Below are 17,568 nucleotides of genomic sequence, written 5' to 3' on the forward strand. Positions count from 1 at the left end.
CTTGACGCGGCGCGTGCCGGTTGGCCAAGAGCTACGACGCGATCAGATCCGCCGCCTTCTCCCCGATCAGCACCGCTGGTGCGTGGGTGTGGCCGCGGAGGCTGATCGGCATGACCGAGGTGTCGGCTACGCGGAGGTTGTGTAGGCCGCGGACGCGGAGTTCGGGGTCGACTACGCCGGTGTCGTCGGCGCTCATGCGGCAGGTGCCCATGGGGTGGTAGAGGGTGTGGGAGTGGTCTTCCAGGCAGCGGCGGAGGATTTCGTCCATGGGGGTGTCGGCGGGGACGGCGGGTTGCATGAGATCGCCGATATGCTCCTCGAGGGCGGGCATATGGGCCAGGTCCACGCAGGCACGCAGGCCGGCGAGCAGGGCGGCGCGGTCGCGGCCCTCGGGGTCGGTGCAGTAGTGCGGATCGATGAGCGGTGCGGCGAAGGGATCGGCGGACGACAGTGCGACCGAGCCGGTGCTGGCGGGTCTGAGCAGGATCGCGGCGAGGGTGATGGCGTGGCCGTCGGCCTCGACGAGTCCCTCACCGATGTAGGGGGCCGGGCCGAAGATCAGCTCGAGGTCGGGCAGTTCCAGATCCTCGCGGCTGCGGATGAAGCCGTACGCCTCACCGACATTGGAGGTCAGCATGCCGCGTCGTCGTAGCAGGTAGTTGACCAGTTCGGTGGATCTCTCGGCGGTGAAGAGGCTGCCGCCGCGGGTGCGGTACACAATCGGCGCGGCCAGATGGTCGCGCAGATTACGGCCCACCTCGGGGCTGTGGTGCACCACCGGAATCCCCAGGGCGGACAGCTGTTCCGCATTGCCGACCCCCGAAAGCATCAGCAGCGCGGGACTGTTCACCGCACCGCCGGACAGGATCACCTCACGGCGCGCATGCAGCCGGTGCAGCTGCGCGCCGCGCCGGTATTCGACGCCGACGGCGCGCTTGCCGTCGAAGAGCACCCGCGTGACCTGGGCGTCGGTCATGACCTCGAGATCGCGATGGCGCTGTAGCGCGGGCCGCAGATAGGCGTCGGCGGTCCCCCAGCGCGCACCGCGCTTCTGAGTCACCATGGTCTCCGAGAACCCCTGCGGCTGATTGGTATTGGCGCGCTCGATGGGGTGTCCGGCCTCGCTGGCGGCCTGCAGGAAGTCTCGCGTGAGTGCCCGCGGACTGCGCTGTTTCGAGATATGCAGCGGCCCTTCGCTGCCCTCGCCGGTTCCGGTCGCACCCTCGACCTGCTCCATCCGGCGGAAGTACGGCAGTACTTCCTGGAACGACCAGCCGGGTCCGCCGTGCTCGGCCCATTCGTCGTAGTCGGCCGCGAATCCGCGCACCCACATCATGGCGTTCATATTCGAGGACCCGCCGAGCATTTTGCCGCGCGGCCAGTACACGCGGCGTCCGCTCAGCCGCGGCTGCGGTTCGGTGAAGTACTTCCAGTCGTTCGGCCCCTGGAACAGTTTGGAGAATCCGACCGGGATGCGAATGAACTTGTCCTTATCGGCCGATCCGGCTTCCAGCACCGCGACGCTGGTGCCGGACCGCTCACTCAATCGCGCGGCCAGCGCCGCACCGGCTGATCCCGCGCCGACGACAATGAAATCGACTGTGTCCGGGGTGGTTTCGGGCATGGTGACTCCTCGGGAACATCGCGCCTACTGGTCAGCGCCTGCCATCACTATCGGTCGGCAGGCCCGAAGCGGATCGGGAAATCGCCGAATCCATACCGCTTCTCCGGTCAACCCCTGCTGGTTCCCGAGATTGCGGTCGCGATGTCACGTCGGCCCTCGTCATTCTGACGTGCTCGTTCCCATCATTCCGGCGTGCGTCCGGCCGAAATCCGCACTCCCCGCGAATCCTGATCAGGAAGAAACGCAACAACTGATCTCGGAAGGTTCGGGGTAACTCATCGGGTACGCCCGAAATCGACTCGGCACCCAACCGGCGGCACGCGTGCACGACTGTCAACGGCTCGCAGCCGCGCGCTGAAAATTCGGGGAGGCGGGGGAGGGGAGCTCTCAGCCGGGCGCTGAATATTCGGGGAGGCGGGGGAGACTAGGCTTACTCCCCATGATCGACCTTCGATTCCTGCGGGAGAATCCCGATGTGGTCCGCGCCTCGCAGCGGGCTCGCGGTGAGGACCCGGCCCTGGTGGATGCCCTGCTCGAGGTGGACGCCGCCCGTCGTGCGGCTGTCGCCAACGCGGATGGTTTGCGCGCCGAGCACAAGGCCCTGGGTAAGAAGGTCGGCAAGGCTTCCCCGGAGGAGCGGCCCGCGCTGCTGGCTCGCGGCGGCGAGCTGTCGGCGCTGGTGAAGGCGGCGGAGGCGGCCGAGAATGCCGCGGACGCCGACCTCGAGGCCGCCCAGCGGGCGCTGTCGAATGTGGTGCAGGAGGGTGCTCCGGCGGGCGGCGAGGACGATTACATCGTGCTCGACCACGTCGGGACCCCGCGCGAATTCGATTTCGAGCCCAAGGACCACCTGGAACTCGGTGAGTCGCTCGGTCTGATCGATATGGAGCGCGGCGCGAAGGTGTCGGGCGCTCGTTTCTACTTCCTCACCGGGTTCGGCGCGCTGTTGCAGCTGGGTCTGCTCCAGCTTGCCGCGCAGAAGGCGACCGCCAACGGTTTCACCATGATGATCCCGCCGGTGCTGGTGCGCCCGGAGGTCATGCAGGGCACCGGTTTCCTGGGTCAGCACGCCGCCGAGGTCTACCACCTGGAAGAGGACGACCTGTACCTGGTCGGCACCTCGGAGGTACCCCTCGCCGGTTATCACATGGGCGAGATTCTGGATCTGAGCGCGGGTCCGAAGCGCTACGCCGGTTGGTCGTCGTGCTTCCGCCGCGAGGCGGGCAGCTACGGCAAGGACACCCGCGGCATTATTCGCGTGCATCAGTTCGACAAGGTCGAGATGTTCGTCTATGCCAAGCCGGAGGATGCGGACGCCGAACACCAGCGGCTGCTGGCGTGGGAGCGGGAAATGCTCGCCGCCGTCGGTGTGCCCTATCGCGTGATCGATGTGGCGGCCGGTGATCTCGGTAGCTCGGCGGCACGCAAATTCGACTGTGAGGGTTGGGTTCCGACCCAGCAGACCTACCGCGAGCTCACCTCGACCTCGAACTGCACTACCTTCCAGGGGCGGCGGCTCAATGTCCGCTACCGCGACGAGAACAACAAGCCGCAGACCGCCGCCACGCTGAACGGCACCCTGGCCACCACGCGCTGGATTGTGGCGATTCTGGAGAACCACCAGCAGGCGGACGGTTCGGTGCGAGTGCCCGCCGCGCTGGTCCCGTTTGTCGGCACCGAAGTCTTGGAGCCGAAGCGCTGAGCACGAAAGTTCGCACGGTAACCGGTAGTTCGCGCATCCGCCAGGCGATTCGGTCGGTTGTGTCTACCGCTGGCAACAACTGTGTCTAGGCTAGGCAGCGTGCGAGGAATCGGGTCTCGCGGCGATACCCGAACGCGGGTGCGAACCGCATCGGCGCTGGCGACGGCAATGGTCATGGCTCGGACCACCGGGGCGTTCTACGTCATGGGCGGGGTCCTGGGTCTGACGATCACTGCCATCGCTCCGGGCGATGAGGGCAATCGACCGCTGGTGGCAATCGCGGCGTTCATCGCGCTGCTACTCGGGCTCAGTCTGTTGATCTGGGGCCCGCGGATGCCGCATTCCGCGCATCACGTGTACGTGGGTGTCGCGACCGTGCTGGTGACCATCGCGGTGTACTGGTTCCCGAATACCGTCGGCGCGATCACCTTGGCGGCCTTCTATGTCTTCGTCGCCTGCGATGCGGCCATCTTCTTTTCCTGGCGCCTATTGACGGCACACCTGGCCTTCGCGGTGGTGTGCTGTCTGTGGGTGGTGCCGTCGCGCGGGTTGCCGTGGTGGTCGGGCATCATTCCGTCCGGCATTACGGTCGGAATTGGCATTGTGGTCGGCATCCTCACCCGGATGGCCGCCGATGCCGATATCGATGTGTTGACGGGTCTGTTGAATCGGCGCGGATTCGATCGGGCGCTGAATGTGGCCATCGCGCAGGCGGGTCGGACCGGGCAGGGTCTGGCGCTGGTGCTGGTGGACCTCGATCGTTTCCAGAAGATCAATGACCATCTCGGGCATCGGGCCGGTGACGCGGTGCTGCAGCGGGTGGGCGATACCTGGGCGAAGCTATTGACGCCGGACCAGCGATTGGCGCGCTACGGCGGCGACGCGTTCGCGCTGCTGCTACCGAATACCACCGAGCAGGCCGCGATTCTCCTGACCGAGCAATTGCGGGCCGCGGTGACCACCGGATGCTCCGCGGGTGTGACCTCTTGGCAGCCGGGCGAATCCGGGTCGCTGCTGGTGAGTCGCGCCGATGTGGGTCTGTACCGAGCCAAGCAGGCGGGCCGCAATCGCACGGTGCTGGAATCGTCACGCCAGCTGCCCCTCGCGGTGGAGCTGCGCGAGGCCATCGACCGCGGCGCACTGGATGTGCAGTACCAGCCGATCGTCACCCTCGGCGAGGCCGGTGCGAAAGCCGTTGGGGTGGAGGCGCTGCTGCGCTGGTCCTCGCACGCTCAGCCGGAGGTGACCACCGAGGGTCTGATTCGCGTCGCCGAGGAGTACGACCTCATTGCCGATCTGGACGAGCTGGTCTTGCGCCGGGCCTGCGCGGACGCGGCCCGATTGCAGGAGACCTTCGCGCAGCTGGATCTGACGCTGAATGTGAATGTGAGCGGTCTGGAATTGGCCCAGGCCGAATACGCGGATCGGGTCGCCGGGATTCTCGCCGACTCCGGCTGGCCGGCCGATCAGCTGGTCCTCGAGGTGACCGAGAGTGAACTGGCCGCCGAATCCGAGACCGCCATCGCCAATCTGCACAAGCTGCGCGAGCGTGGTGTGCGTATCGCCATCGACGATTTCGGCACCGGCTATTCGTCCTTGAGCCGCCTGGCCACGCTGCCGAGCGACATCCTGAAGGTGGATCAGTCGTTCGTGGCGTCCATTCGCTCCGATTCTCCGGCTCCGCCGCTGCTGGGAGTTATCGCGGCGCTGAGCAAATCCCTGGATCTGCAGGTGATCGCGGAGGGCGTGGAGACCGAATATCAGGCGGCGGTGCTGACCGAACTCGGATTCGCCCTGGCGCAGGGCTATCACTACAGCGATTCGCAGCCGGTCACCGAACTCATCAATGACCTCAACGAGCGCAGCGGGCTGGTCGGGGCGAGTAGCGAGCCCAGTACCAATGGCTGGATTCCGGTCGAAAATCCCCTTGACTGAGCCGGCGTCGGGGACGACGCTGAGATCATGCGTTTGATCCACTACGCCTGTTGATTCGTAAGCCTGGCGCGCACCCGGGTCCGGGGTACCGGACTCGCGGTGCGCGCGGTGCTGTTCCGCGGCTCCGCCGACCTCATCCCGCTCTACGCGCTCTACGCCCTGCTCTTCGCCGACCACGGGCTCAGTACCGCGCAGATCTCCGGACTGTTGGCCATCTGGTCGACGACCTCGTTCCTGTTGGAGGTGCCGTCCGGCGCGTGGGCTGACACGGTGTCGCGGCGTGGGCTGCTGATTCTCAGTGGTGTGCTGCTGGTTGCGGGCTTCGCCATGTGGACGGTGTTCCCGTCGTATCTCGGCTTCGCGCTGGGTTTCGTGCTGTGGGGTACGTCGGGTGCGCTGATGTCGGGCACCTTCGAGGCGCTCGTCTACGACGAACTCGCCGCGCGCGGGGAGACCTCGGACTACCCGCGCATCATGGGTTGCACCCGCGCCGCCTCCGAATCCGCGGCCCTGATCGCCATTGTGGCCGCTGCACCGCTGTTCGCCTGGGGCGGTTACGCATTGGTCGGTTGGACCAGTGTCGCGATCGCGGGCCTGCACGCCCTGCTGGCCTGCACGCTGCCCAGTGCGCCGAAGGTGGTGTCGGCGGAAGAGGCGCAGGAACTCGCGGAATCCGATGACGGCGCCGAATCCGCCGATGCCGATCCTGTTGGGCTGCTGGGTGATCGGGGATCGGTAGCATCCGTGCCGGTCGATGCGGGTGTGGATTCTGGCCTCGAACCCTCCGGAACGACGGGTGCGAAGGCGGCGGCTGCTGGGAAGACGGGTGCCGCGGACAATGGAATGACGGGTGCGGTGGCGGCTGAAACCACCGTCCCGGTGCGGGCGGGCGGTTCAGCCATTGCCCGCTACCTGCTCATGCTCCGCACTGGCCTCCGAGAAGCGGTGCGGGTCAAAGCCGTTCGCCACGGCGTCTTCCTCGCCTCGGTGCTGTACGGTATGACCGCCTTCGACGAGTACTTCGCCCTACTCGCGGGAGACGCGGGCGTCACCCCCTCTGTAACAGCCCTACTGGTCGCCCTCACCGTCATGGGCGCTCTCGTCGGTTCCGCCCTGGCCGGTCGCACCGAGGCCATGCGTGCGCGCACCATGGCCACCGCTCTGGCCATCGGCGGCGTCCTCTTCATCGCCGGTGCCCTACTGGCGGGCCTGGCCGTCCACCGCCCCGAAGCCGTCTACCCCCTGACCGCCCTGGGCTTCTCGGCCATCGGTATCGCCTACGGCATCGTCTACAACGCGGGCGTAGTGGCGTCGGCCCGCCTCCAGGACGCCATCGAAGGCCCGGCCCGAGCCACGGTCACCTCGGTCTCCGGCCTGCTCGAGGAGGTGTTCTCCCTGGCGGTCTTCGGGTTCGTGGCCCTGGCCTCCCTCTGGCTCCCGATCGCGCCCATCGTCGCTTTACTCGGTGTCCCGATGCTCGTCGCGGCCGTGCTGGTCCCGGCATGGCTCCCGCCGCGTTCAGGTGAGTCGCGAGGGAACGGTGCAGCTTGATCGTGCCGGGATTCAGAGTGCGTACAACGGCCGCAGCGGACCGTCGTGCACATTGCGTTGGCGCAGTTCGGTGGCCAACTTGGCGGCGGTCACGAAGTCGCCGTCGTCATGCAGCACGACGAGTCCGTGGTGCGCGGCAGTGGCACAGACTTCCAGATCGACAACCGACAGGGATTGGTGATTGCCGTGTTCTGCCGCGCGCCACTGCAATCCGGCGATCCAGTGCCCGGCTGATTTCGGAACGCTGACATCACCATGAAGGGCGTCGAACATCGCGCGGTAGTCGGCGTACTCCTTCAGGTTGCGGGCTGAACGGAGGAACTCGACTCGCTGTGGATAGCAGGAGCGCAGTTCGCCGTCGACAGTCGGCTGGTGCCAGAGTTCGTGGAGTTTCGGGTCTCGGAGCAGGCGCCACAGCGCTGAGGAATCGAGCAGGTACCCGATCACGGACGATGCGGCTCCTTCTCCGCCCTGTGGGCGGTCTCGGCGCTCTCCAGGTCCCAGGTCTGGGCCAGCTGAAAGTAATGGTCATATGCGACGGTGCGGGACAGGCGTTCGTTGTACTCCCGTAGCGCTGCGGCAACTGCGGCAGTCTTGGTTCGGTGACCACCTAGCCGCTTCGCTGTTTCGAGGGCGTCGTCGTCGATCTCGAGGTGAGTTAATGACATCGGACTCTCCTGTACAGAAGTTTGCCGCATGAGTAAGGATTATTGTACATATCGGAGTCAGTGGGCGCGGAATCTGAACGATCGACCGAGCGCCGCCGTCGTCTGCTGAACAGCGCCGGTGGTCCAGATTGGGAGATAGGGAGATCATGGTCGGCGCTTGGCGTTGACCGGCTGACCTGATCGCCAAGAGTGCGCTCGCTGTGCGCACCGGTGCCCGGTGCAGAATCGGGCGATGGTGCGACGGCGGATCGGGTTGGTGCTGGGCGGGTGTATCGGCGCGGCGGTCGCCGGGCAGGCGCGGATCAATGGGGCGCTGGGGGAGCGGTTGGGGGATGGGGTTGCCGCGGCGGTGATCAGCTTCGGTACCGGACTGGTTGTGTTGGCGGTGGCGTTCGCGGTGAGTGGGCGGTTGCGGGCCGGGCTGGGGGAGGTGTGGCGGGCGCTGGGTGCCGGGCGGCTGCGGTGGTGGCAGTTGCTGGGTGGGCTGTGCGGGGCGTTCTTCGTTGCCTGCCAAGGGCTTACGGTGGCCGCGATCGGGGTTACGGCATTCACGGTGGCGGTGGTGGCGGGGCAGTTGGTGAGCAGCCTGGTGGTGGATCGCCTGGGGGTGGGGCCGAACGGCCGGACACCGGTCACGCTCATGCGGGCCGGGGGTGCCGGATTGGCGCTGGTGGCGGTGGTGCTGGCGGCGACGGGACGGTCCAGCGACGGCGGGGCGCTGTCGATGCCCGCCGGGCTGGGCGGCCCGAAGGTGTTGTTGATCGTGCTGCCAGTGCTCGCGGGGTTGGGATTGGCGTGGCAGCAGGCGGTCAACGGGCGGGTCGGGGCCGTCGGCGGTCCACCGTCGGCCACCCTGGCCAACTTCGCGACCGGCACGGTGGCGCTGCTCTTGATCGAGTCGGTGGTGGTGGCCCGGAGTGGTTGGCCCACAGCGTTTCCCACCGACCCGTGGCTCTACGCCGGTGGCGCTATCGGGGTGGCGTTCATCGGATTGGCCGTACTGGTGGTGCGTTGGATAGGTGTGCTGCTACTCGGCCTCACCTCGGTCGCGGGCCAGCTGCTCATGTCGCTGCTACTGGATGTGACCGTCCCGACCGGGCCCGGGCTGTCCACCACCGCCATCGCGGGCTGCGCACTGACGTTCGTTGCCGTAGCCCTGGCCGCCCGCACCCGCGACCGAATCTCGTAGCCGGGCAACGCTGTAGCCCGTCCGAACCGCCGCGCCGAAACGTACCCGACGGTCAAAGGGGAATCCGTGGCGGCATCGGGCAAGTGGGCTCCGCCACCAGTTCCCCCTCGCCGGAATCCGGAGCTCGAGGTGCGAGTTCGGCCGCCGCCGGTGCCTTTCGCGGCAGGTCCGGCCGCTCGAAGTTGAGGTTCGGGGCGCAGCCCCTGTCGCAGCAGGTCCGGCGCTCGAAGTGGGGTTCAGGGGCGCAGCCCCTGAGAGCTCCCGAGAGTTGGGTCCACCCCACGGGATGAATGTCGAATTGCGGTCTGCTGATTCGGGATTCGGGATTCTCGCCCGTATGCCATCGTTCGGTCATGCTGATCGACTACGGGGTGTGGGTTACGCGGTTGGTGCTCGCGGTGGTGTTCGCACTGTCGGCGTGGGGGAAGTTGGCGGATCGGGCCGGTACTCGGAAGGCGGTGCACGAGTTCGGGGTGCGGATCAGGTGGGCACCCGCGGTGGCGTGGGGGCTGCCGCTGACCGAGGCGGTGGTGGCGGTGGGGGTGTTGCCGTCGGAGTCGGCGTACGGGTCGGCCACGCTGGCGTTGGTACTGCTCATCGTGTTCACGGTGGCCATCATCAGGTTGCTGCGGGCGGGGAAGCGTCCGGCCTGTTCATGCTTCGGGGCGGCCAGTTCGGTGCCGATCGGGTGGGCGACCGTGGTGCGCAACGGGCTGCTCATGGTGCTGGTGGTGGCGGTCGGCGTGGGGGCGATAACTGATTCGGAGGTGCCGGGTTCGTTGCCTACCGACCATGCGGTCGGAATGACCGTGGTGGCGGCGCTTTTGGCGGCGCTGGTGTGGCTGTGGGGTGAGCTGGCGGTACTGCGGCGGCGGGTCGATACACAGGTTTTGTCCACGCTGGGTGCGGAAGGTCTGCCGGTGGGGGCGGTCGCGCCGGAGTTCGAATTACTCGATACCGCGGGTGGGCGAACCAGCCTCGAGGGTTTGATGTCGCCGGGGCGGCAACTGCTCATGGTGTTCGTGCATCCGGGCTGTGAGATGTGTGCGGCGCTGGCGCGGGAGTTGCCGCGGTGGCATGCGCGGGTCGGCGAGGTACTGACCATTGTGGTGGTGGGCAATGGGGATGTATCCGAGCATGAGATGTGGGGTGGGGAACAGGAATTGGGAGAGATTCCGGTATTGGTGCAGCAGGGGAACGAGGCGGCGCTGCGATATCGGGTGCGCGGTACTCCGTCGGGAGTGCTTATCGGAGCGGACGGTCGGATTGCTGCACCGGTGGCGCGGGGCGCGATGGCGGTGCGAGAACTCATGGTGCAGGCAAAGAATACAGGGCGGTCCTCAAAATCTATTGGAGCACAGCCCATTTCGTGATAGCTGTCCGTTATGGGGCCTTACCATCGAGGGGCAGGTTTTCCAACTGATCGCTTGGCTGAGAGGAAATGCCATGGCTTTCTTCGCGTTTACCGATTACTCCGGCAAGGAATTCGTCTTCAAGCTCGACAATGAACAGCGCATCGCCGAGGCGCGCCGGATCCTGTCCGGCGAGGAGACGATGTCGACGCATGTGATGGGGAAGATCCGGAAGCGGCCGGAACCCTACAACCCGGGCTGGAGCTTCGCCCTCGACCCGGAAACCATCACCTTCTTCACCATGGCAATCGAGGTCTGCGACTCCAGTATTCAGTACGCCGAGGACTACCTCGACGAGGCGTGCGGGGCCTTCCTGCCCGGCTGCTTCTGGTGTCCGTGGTCCTCGCGTCTCACGCGTGAACTCCAGGCCTCGGAGGTACAGGGCTGACGCTCTGAAATCACCTGCTCGAGTTCGCCCTTCCGGCCGGTACCGTCACGACACCGGCCGGATCGGAGCGGTCAGCTGCTGGCGGCGGGCTCATCGAGTCGCCGCGACCGCAATTCGTGGCCCTTGGACGTTTTACAGCGCCCGGATTCCAGATCCCAACTCCACCCGTGCAGGTTGCACGTAAGCGTATTACCTTCCACCACGCCGAATTTCGACAGATCAGCCTTCAGGTGCGGGCAGCGACGCTGTACTTCCCAGCCGTCGAGTTCGGTGGAGGCGGAATCGTCGTGCGCCTCGGAGAACCAGCCGTCGGCGTAGGCGATGCGCTCATCGGTCAGGCATTTGAAGAAGGTGTAGAGGAATTCGTTGTAGCCGCCGATCCGCCAGGTGGTGAAGCGGGTGGACAGGAAGATGGTGTTCACCCAGTCGGGTTCGTTATCGCGCAGTACGGTGCGCACCAGCTGCGGGTCGATGCGGAATCCGTAGCGGTGCTTGCCTTCTCCCTCGATGGGCGCGCGCACCGTGCGCTTGAGGAAGTCCAGCACCACGGTCTCGTCGCCCATCACCAGGCTGACCGGGTAGCCGATCCCGTCGCAGATGAGGTCGCTCTGCGCCATGATCGGCTCGAAGAGTTCCCGCAACTGCGGCAGCAGCGGCTCGTCTCCCGTTGCCCAGGAAGCCTTTTCGGCGGCCAGCACGGGAGCCATGCGCTGGGCCATATCCTCGATGTAGGCGGCCTTGTCGCCGTAGATGGCATCGGGTGCGACGGGATGCGACAGCGAGGCGAGTTCCTTGCCGTGGATATCGACCACCGAGCCGGGGATCATCAGCACGCCGCCCGGGTTCCCGTGGATTTCCATCTGCTCCAGGAACACGATCTGGTCCGGGAAGATATTGCCCTCGTCGTCGCGATCGTCATTGAGATAGCGCAGTTCGTCGTCGAGGAAGACCGGCGGTCCGGCCGACGGCACCACCCAGGTGGCCCCGACCTGCTCGATATAGGACCGCGCCCGGTCCATTCCGCGCTGCCGCTTCTGCTTGCCGAAGTTGGACTTGGTGCGCGCCGGAATGTCGTAGACCATCGGGTACCAGATGGCCCCGGAGTACTGCAGCAGGTGAATGTCCACGTGCCCGAACGAATCGTGCAGCACATCCATATCGACGGGCCGGGCGTCGTTCATATTGAAGCAAACGGTCTCGCCGTCGGAGATGACAATGCCGGAGTCGCCGATGGGTCCGTCGGCGGGCGCGCGCAGCGCGATGATCATGACATCCAGCTCGCCGCCGACCCCGGTGATCGTGTGCTTGACCGAATCCTCGGTTTCGAAGAATTTGTGGAAGCCGAGCTTCTCGAGTTCCCGCTTCAGATCCGGCACCGGGTAGTCGGGCAGCAGGACGGTGGCGTCCTTATTGACGTATTCGGCCAGGTGCTTGGCGTCGAAGTGATCGCGGTGCAGATGCGAGACGTAGAGGAAGTCGCAGTTCCCCAGTTCTTTCCAGTCGAGCTGGGTGTTGTCGGGAAACGGGAACCACGATGCGAAGTACGCGGGATTGACCCAGGGATCGCAAAGGATCGTCCCGGCCGCGGTACGGATGTGGAATCCGGCGTGTCCGACGCTGGTGATCTGCACGAGCTTCTGCCTCCCTGACCGTTACCAGCCACCCAGACTACTGGCTAGGCGGAAACGTCGCCGATGCAGTAACCCTCCTCGCCGGACTTCAGGGTGAATGTCCGTTTCTGCTGTCCACCGGCCGCATTGGTGACGGTAGCGGAGACGGTGATGTAGTCGCCGCGTGGCCACTCCGACTCCAGGGACTGGTCTATGAACGCCGTCACGTCGCCGGATGCGTCGGGGTCGACGGCCAGCGGCGCGGTGGTGGCGCTGCCGGTGCCATTCGGATCCCAGCTACCCGGCTCGGCCGCGCAGACCAGCGGATACGTCCCTTCGGCATCGGTCGGGGCGACAGGTTCGCCGACGAGCCGCGAGAGGTAGCGGCGGACGGTGTGCCGGGCATCGGCGTCATTGAACGCCAAGGTGGTTCCGGTGGCGAACACACGCGGGCAGGCGTAGTCGGTGGCGAGTTCGCGGTCATTGGCGATCACGGTGACGGCCGCGGATTTCCACACCGTGCTGGATCCGTTGCCGACGCTCGGCTGATCCAGTGCGGCGAGGATGGGAGCCGGTTCGGCGTACATGGCCCGCACATTCAAAGGGGCCATGGTCCAGCACTTTTGCTCGAGTTCATCGAGGTTGCCGGTGCGCAGGTCGGCGGCCCAGCGGGTAATGGCCTGGGACACAGCGGGAGGTTCGGGCGTGTCGCCACCGGTATTCGCACCGGTCGTCGTGGTGCTGGTCGGTTGGGTTGCGGCGGGTTCGGGCTCGTCGCCGGGGATACCCACGACGGAATCACAGCCACTGATCAGGACCGCCACACTCACCGCCAATCCGCCGAGCACCCCCCTGCGGCCGGATTCACGCAGTGCTGTCCGGGCGATGTCCACTCCTGCGAACCTCTTTCGTGTCCACGCGGCCGCGCTTTTGATGTCGCCGCCGTCGATCGGTGTTGCCTTGGTCACTGGTACCAGCTCGGGCAGCGACTACGCTAGCGGACTTGTGGAACCCGTCTACTTCCCGATCATCGGGCTGGCTCGCACCGTCTTCGCGCTGCAGGGCCTGAAGTTCACCGTCACCGGCGACGACAACATTCCCGCTGCGGGCGGTGCGGTCATCGCCATCAATCACACCGGCTATATGGATTTCACCTATGCCGGTCTACCCGCGCGCACCCATAAGCGCTACATCCGGTTCATGGCGAAGAAGGAGGTGTTCGACAATTCGATCTCCGGACCGATCATGCGATCCCTCAAACACATTCCCGTAGATCGCTCGGCGGGCGCGGACTCCTACCGCGAGGCGGTAGCGCGCCTGAAGAGCGGCGAACTGGTCGGCGTCTACCCCGAAGCCACCATCAGCCGCAGCTTCGAAATCAAGGAATTCAAATCCGGCGCCGCCCGCATGGCCCTGGAAGCCGACGTCCCGATCATCCCGATCGTCATCTGGGGCGCACAGCGCGTCTGGACCAAGGGTTTCCCGAAACGCCTGGGCCGCACCAACACTCCCATCGCCATCAAGGTGGGCGAGCCGATCCAGCCCTACGAACCGGCCTCGGCACTAACCGAGCAGCTGCACTCGACCATGCAGGAAATGCTGCTGGACGTCCAGCGCGATTACCCGCACGAGGTGGGCGCGTACTGGGTGCCCGCGCGATTGGGTGGCAGCGCACCGACACTGGAAGAGGCGAACGCCATGGATATGGCCGAGGCGGCGGAGAAGGCCGCGAAGCGCTCACAGGGGTAGTCGGCACTCGCCGTCCCGGCAGCTCGGTCCCTGTCATCCCGGCGTGAACTTGCCGGGGTCCACCCTGTCGCACCTCAGCCGAGTGGGGTGGATTCCGGCCAACAGGAGGGGTGCCGGGTTCCACCGGCAATCGAGAATGCCCTTGCTCCAGTAGTCGTTTCGCCTACACCTTCGACCGGTCGAATTCGCCGGACTCAATGGCTGAGGATGCGAGTTGCGCCGCTACATCGTCGAACTCCGAGATACTCGCGCGCTGAAGCGCATTGGCCGAAGTCACCGTAACCACTCCCGGACGGCTGATCGCCATGAACTGGTGGAGGCATCGCCCGAGATCCTCCACCAATTTTTGGTGATCATGAGGACCTGGGCGAATTCACCTGAGCGACGGACCGCTGCGGGCCTGCTGCGACCGGCAGGCAAGGTGAGGCTGACAACTCACTACCGGGTCGGTGCCCGTTTCCCCATACCCTCGAAGGGATTCCAGCTCTGGATCCCCCTCGTGCGCTGGAGATAGTAGGCGTAGTTCGCGGTCGACATGTACAGCACGGCCATACCCATTCCGAGGGCCCTGGCCAGCAGATCGGACACATCGAGGGCGGTCGCGACGATGCCGATGACGACCCAGATTCCCAGCAAGGAAAGGTTCTTTTTCCACAGGCCGAGGACGAAGAAGTAGACCGGGCCGAAGAAGAACGCGATGAAGTTCGATGTGATGCGCATCCGCTTGCCGAAAGTCACGGACTTCATCCCCTGCCGGTACTCCGCCGACCCAGGATGGCCATGAGAGTCGAAGAAGTCGAACCGCTCCTGCCACTTCGGCTTCAGCTTGCTGTCGGTGGAGGAGTTCGGTGTGCTCATCAGGTACCTGGCTTTCGTTCAGTCGGGAGTTCGGTTGCGCTGGTGTGCGGATCAGCGGATCTGCTCACGCTCTTCCTTGATGGCCGCGATCACCGAGGCGATGCGAGAGTTCAGCACCGACACGAACCGCTTCGCGTCCGCGGCCAACGCCATAGCGGGCCGGTCGGTGACGACGTAGCGTCCGTAGTCGGTGAGATCGCGCCAGCCGACAGTGTGGCGGTTGATGCCGCGCGGGCCGAAAACCGAACTGCCCTGCGTGATTTGGATCTCTCCGGAGAAAGTCGCCGGAACGCGAAGGAATCGGGCCGATCTGACAGCATTCTCCCCGCGCGTCACATGCGCAGCCACAACCAACAGTGACATCCGCCCGTATCCCCCCATCAGCGTCCGCTGTCCAGCCGATCCACCAGGCGACCCGAATCTCAGATCGCGCCGCCGACCAGACTTCCCGGCACACCGCCGGTAACGATGCCGTAAGCGGCCGTCCGCTGCAAACCGACCAAGAAGGTACTTTCGAGTCTCGGCGGCTTCCTTTCGGCACGTTTCTCGGGCTTGCCTGCTGAGCCTGTGGCCGCAGAATTCGGATCGAGATCGAATCCGAGTCCACCCCAACGGGGTTCATTGATAACACCGGACTGAATGCGCGCTCTGGACGCGGCTAAGGGACTGCCGGAAATTAGTGGGTTGGACCTTGCTGACTGCCTTGGTGTTTCGATCAAGGACGAGTTCGTGAGGGCCGCGTAGCGCTGCTGGTGGTGTGGTCGGGGACGGGGTGTCGGTGCCGGTCTGGTTGATCAGGCGGCCGATAGCGGTGGGGGTGGGGTAGGCGGTGGTTCGGCTGTGTCGAACAGGATGGCCAGGGGTTCGCGGGTGAGTCCGAGTCGGTAGTGGAGCACGGTGAGTAGGACCTGGTCGGCGAAGGCGATGGCGGGTGCTCGACCCGGTTTGGGCTGGGATTGTTGCTGGTGGAGGGCGTGCAAGGTGCTGGTGAGGCAGCGGTAACCCTTCGTCATCCCGAGGTGTATTCGGCCGGGATCCACCCCTCAGCCGAGTGTTGTGTGACCGCTTCGGCGGGTTCCGGTCGGGTACCGGCGGTGTCGAGAGTGCCGGCGCCTCTCTCGGAATCGGTCGCATGATCAGTTGGGGCACGCGAAACTGCTGGTAGAGGGCGTTTTGCTGCTGGCGTGTCGCTTGTTATTCGCGGTAGAATTCGAACATGCATTCGACACCCGCCCCGATTGCCGATCCGGCGATCGATGCTGCGCTGTCGGTGCTCGAAACCGGACTCGATCAGCTGCGGGCGGCCCGCACGGACGCGCTGAGCAATCCGGAGCGGCTGGCGTTGCTGCAGCGCATCGAAACCGTGGTGCGGGCGCTGCCCGGGATCGGATTGCAGGTGGTCGCGCAGCTGCACGAGCAGTGGCGCACAGCTGATTTCGGCTGTGGTGGGCTGGTCGACGTGCTCGCCGATGGATTGCGGGTGAGCCCGATCGAAGCCCGCGCTCGCTGGCGTGCGGCCGATGATCTGGCCCAGCACACCGAGGTGACCGGTCAGTTGCTCGAGCCGCCCATGCCCGCGACCGCCGCCGCGCAACGCGAGGGCGTGATCGGCGCGGCGCACGTGAAGATCATTCGCGATGCGCTGCACCACCTTCCGGGCACCGTGGACGCGGGCACCAGGGCACAGGCCGAGGCCGAACTCGCCCACCACGCTCGCAGTCTGCGCCCCGATCAGCTGCGCAAGGCGGCCGACCGCGTCGAGGCATATCTCAACCCCGACGGCACCTTCACCGATCTCGATCGCGCCCGGCGACGGTCACTCCGTATCGGTAGGCAAGGCCCAGACCTGATGAGTACCTGCACATTGATAGCCGACCCCGAGTTGCGCGTATACCTGGAGGCGCTGCTGGCCAAGGGCGCGAAGCCCGGCGTCGGCAACCCGGAGGATGTTTCGCCGTGTTTCGATGACGATCCCGATGCGGAAGTGGTGCAGCGTGATCGGCGCACACCCGCGCAACGCCAGCACGATGCCTTGAAGGCGGTATTGCGCGACGGGCTCGAGTCAGGCCGATTGGGTCAGCATCGAGGTTTGCCGGTGACGGTGATCGTGTCGACCACCCTCGCCGAACTCGAGGCCGCGGCCCACGAAGCAGGCGCCACGACAGGAGCGAATAGCACGCTTGGCGGGACGGGCAAGGCGTGCGGACCCGGCGGAACCGGCAAGGCGTGCGAGACCTGCAAGACCGGCGAGGATTGCGGGACGGACGGAATCGGCAACGGCTACGGAACCGGCGAGACCTGCGGCACCGACAAGGCCTACGGTTCCGGCGATGCCTGCGCGCCGTACACAGGTGTGGCGCCGGCGGTGACCGGAGGTGGCAGCCTGCTGCCTATGCGGGATCTGCTGCGACTGGCCGCACATGCCCGCCACTACCTGGCGATATTCGATAACGACGACGGCCGCCCGATCTACCTGGGACGGTCCAAACGGCTCGGAACGGCCGATCAACGCATAGTGCTGCACGCCCGCGATATCGGCTGCACCTTCCCCGGCTGCGGTAAACCCGGCTACCTCTGCCAGGCACATCACCGCACCGAGTGGCACGAGGGCGGCCACACCGATGTGGACCAGCTGACCTTGGTGTGCGAACCCCACCACCGCCTAGCGGGCACCACCACCGCCGACTGGTCAGCGATCGCGGCACCACCGGGTCACCGTAGAGCCGGTAGGACGCAATGGGTTCCGCCCGCCCACTACGACCTCCACCGCAAACCCCGGTTGAACCATTTCCACCACCCGGGCGAATACCTCACGCCGAGTGGCCAATCGGATGCGTCCGCATGAAGTATTGCGTGCGCCACCGCTGGTGAGTGAGCTCGGA

The 17,568-nt window shown here is 65.8% G+C and carries 16 protein-coding genes; 8 read left to right on the plus strand and 8 right to left on the minus strand.

Annotated elements, in window-relative coordinates:
* Positions 1-31: 31 nt before the first annotated feature.
* On the minus strand, positions 32-1,624 hold the full coding sequence (locus tag NU1_RS01820) for a GMC family oxidoreductase (RefSeq protein WP_067516663.1): 1,593 nt from the start codon (positions 1,622-1,624) through the stop codon (positions 32-34).
* Positions 1,625-2,063: 439 nt separating this feature from the next.
* Here NU1_RS01820 and serS point away from each other — a divergent pair, with 439 nt between their 5' ends.
* The 3 genes from serS (at position 2,064) to NU1_RS01835 (ending at position 6,812) form a co-directional block, all read left to right on the plus strand.
* On the plus strand, positions 2,064-3,326 hold the full coding sequence (gene serS / locus NU1_RS01825) for a serine--tRNA ligase (RefSeq protein WP_067516664.1): 1,263 nt from the start codon (positions 2,064-2,066) through the stop codon (positions 3,324-3,326).
* Positions 3,327-3,464: 138 nt separating this feature from the next.
* Positions 3,465-5,261 (plus strand): putative bifunctional diguanylate cyclase/phosphodiesterase, encoded by a 1,797-nt coding sequence (locus NU1_RS01830; protein WP_245719903.1) that lies wholly within the window; start codon positions 3,465-3,467, stop codon positions 5,259-5,261.
* Between the two features lie 99 nt (positions 5,262-5,360).
* Complete coding sequence (locus tag NU1_RS01835) at positions 5,361-6,812, plus strand: MFS transporter (protein WP_245719904.1); 1,452 nt, start codon at positions 5,361-5,363, stop codon at positions 6,810-6,812.
* A 12-nt stretch (positions 6,813-6,824) separates the two neighbouring features.
* Here the strand turns inward: NU1_RS01835 and NU1_RS01840 are convergent, their stop codons facing one another.
* Positions 6,825-7,259, minus strand: coding sequence for a PIN domain-containing protein (locus tag NU1_RS01840; RefSeq protein WP_067516667.1), 435 nt, complete (start codon positions 7,257-7,259; stop codon positions 6,825-6,827).
* A complete protein-coding gene (locus tag NU1_RS01845; protein WP_067516767.1) occupies positions 7,256-7,480 on the minus strand; it encodes a type II toxin-antitoxin system VapB family antitoxin in 225 nt (74 codons plus the stop codon). Before NU1_RS01845 ends, NU1_RS01840 begins: the two co-directional genes overlap by 4 nt.
* A 232-nt stretch (positions 7,481-7,712) precedes the next feature.
* Between NU1_RS01845 and NU1_RS01850 the strand changes: the two genes are divergently transcribed.
* From NU1_RS01850 to NU1_RS01860, 3 genes are all read left to right on the plus strand, one after another.
* A complete protein-coding gene (locus NU1_RS01850; RefSeq protein ID WP_067516769.1) occupies positions 7,713-8,669 on the plus strand; it encodes a DMT family transporter in 957 nt (318 codons plus the stop codon).
* Between the two features lie 353 nt (positions 8,670-9,022).
* Positions 9,023-10,042, plus strand: a complete 1,020-nt coding sequence (locus NU1_RS01855; protein ID WP_067516669.1) for a MauE/DoxX family redox-associated membrane protein — start codon at positions 9,023-9,025, stop codon at positions 10,040-10,042.
* 73 nt (positions 10,043-10,115) lie between these two features.
* Positions 10,116-10,469, plus strand: a complete 354-nt coding sequence (locus NU1_RS01860) for a BP74-related protein (RefSeq protein ID WP_067516671.1) — start codon at positions 10,116-10,118, stop codon at positions 10,467-10,469.
* Positions 10,470-10,540: 71 nt separating this feature from the next.
* Here the strand turns inward: NU1_RS01860 and NU1_RS01865 are convergent, their stop codons facing one another.
* Together NU1_RS01865 and NU1_RS41055 are read right to left on the minus strand one after the other, a co-directional pair.
* Positions 10,541-12,100, minus strand: coding sequence for a Rieske 2Fe-2S domain-containing protein (locus NU1_RS01865; protein WP_067516673.1), 1,560 nt, complete (start codon positions 12,098-12,100; stop codon positions 10,541-10,543).
* A gap of 44 nt (positions 12,101-12,144) precedes the next feature.
* Complete coding sequence (locus tag NU1_RS41055) at positions 12,145-13,047, minus strand: hypothetical protein (protein WP_157551938.1); 903 nt, start codon at positions 13,045-13,047, stop codon at positions 12,145-12,147.
* A gap of 37 nt (positions 13,048-13,084) precedes the next feature.
* Between NU1_RS41055 and NU1_RS01875 the strand changes: the two genes are divergently transcribed.
* Positions 13,085-13,828: a lysophospholipid acyltransferase family protein gene (locus NU1_RS01875; protein WP_067516773.1), complete on the plus strand. Its 744-nt coding sequence runs from the start codon at positions 13,085-13,087 to the stop codon at positions 13,826-13,828.
* Positions 13,829-14,266: 438 nt separating this feature from the next.
* On the opposite strand, the gene NU1_RS01880 is transcribed toward NU1_RS01875, so the two are convergent.
* The 3 genes from NU1_RS01880 to NU1_RS43720 all read right to left on the minus strand — a co-directional run bounded on the left by NU1_RS01880 (position 14,267) and on the right by NU1_RS43720 (position 15,699).
* Positions 14,267-14,686, minus strand: a complete 420-nt coding sequence (locus tag NU1_RS01880) for a DUF2628 domain-containing protein (RefSeq protein WP_067516675.1) — start codon at positions 14,684-14,686, stop codon at positions 14,267-14,269.
* Positions 14,687-14,737: 51 nt separating this feature from the next.
* Complete coding sequence (locus NU1_RS01885; protein ID WP_067516677.1) at positions 14,738-15,049, minus strand: hypothetical protein; 312 nt, start codon at positions 15,047-15,049, stop codon at positions 14,738-14,740.
* A gap of 431 nt (positions 15,050-15,480) precedes the next feature.
* A complete protein-coding gene (locus NU1_RS43720) occupies positions 15,481-15,699 on the minus strand; it encodes a DDE transposase family protein (RefSeq protein WP_067516679.1) in 219 nt (72 codons plus the stop codon).
* A 203-nt stretch (positions 15,700-15,902) separates the two neighbouring features.
* Between NU1_RS43720 and NU1_RS42965 the strand changes: the two genes are divergently transcribed.
* Positions 15,903-17,531 carry an HNH endonuclease signature motif containing protein gene (locus tag NU1_RS42965; protein ID WP_067516681.1) on the plus strand — a complete coding sequence of 543 codons (1,629 nt, stop codon included), beginning with the start codon at positions 15,903-15,905 and terminating at the stop codon, positions 17,529-17,531.
* Positions 17,532-17,568 lie beyond the last annotated feature (37 nt).

Origin of the sequence: Nocardia uniformis NBRC 13702, from assembly GCF_001613345.1 — a bacterium.
Taxonomy (GTDB): Bacteria; Actinomycetota; Actinomycetes; order Mycobacteriales; family Mycobacteriaceae; genus Nocardia; species Nocardia uniformis.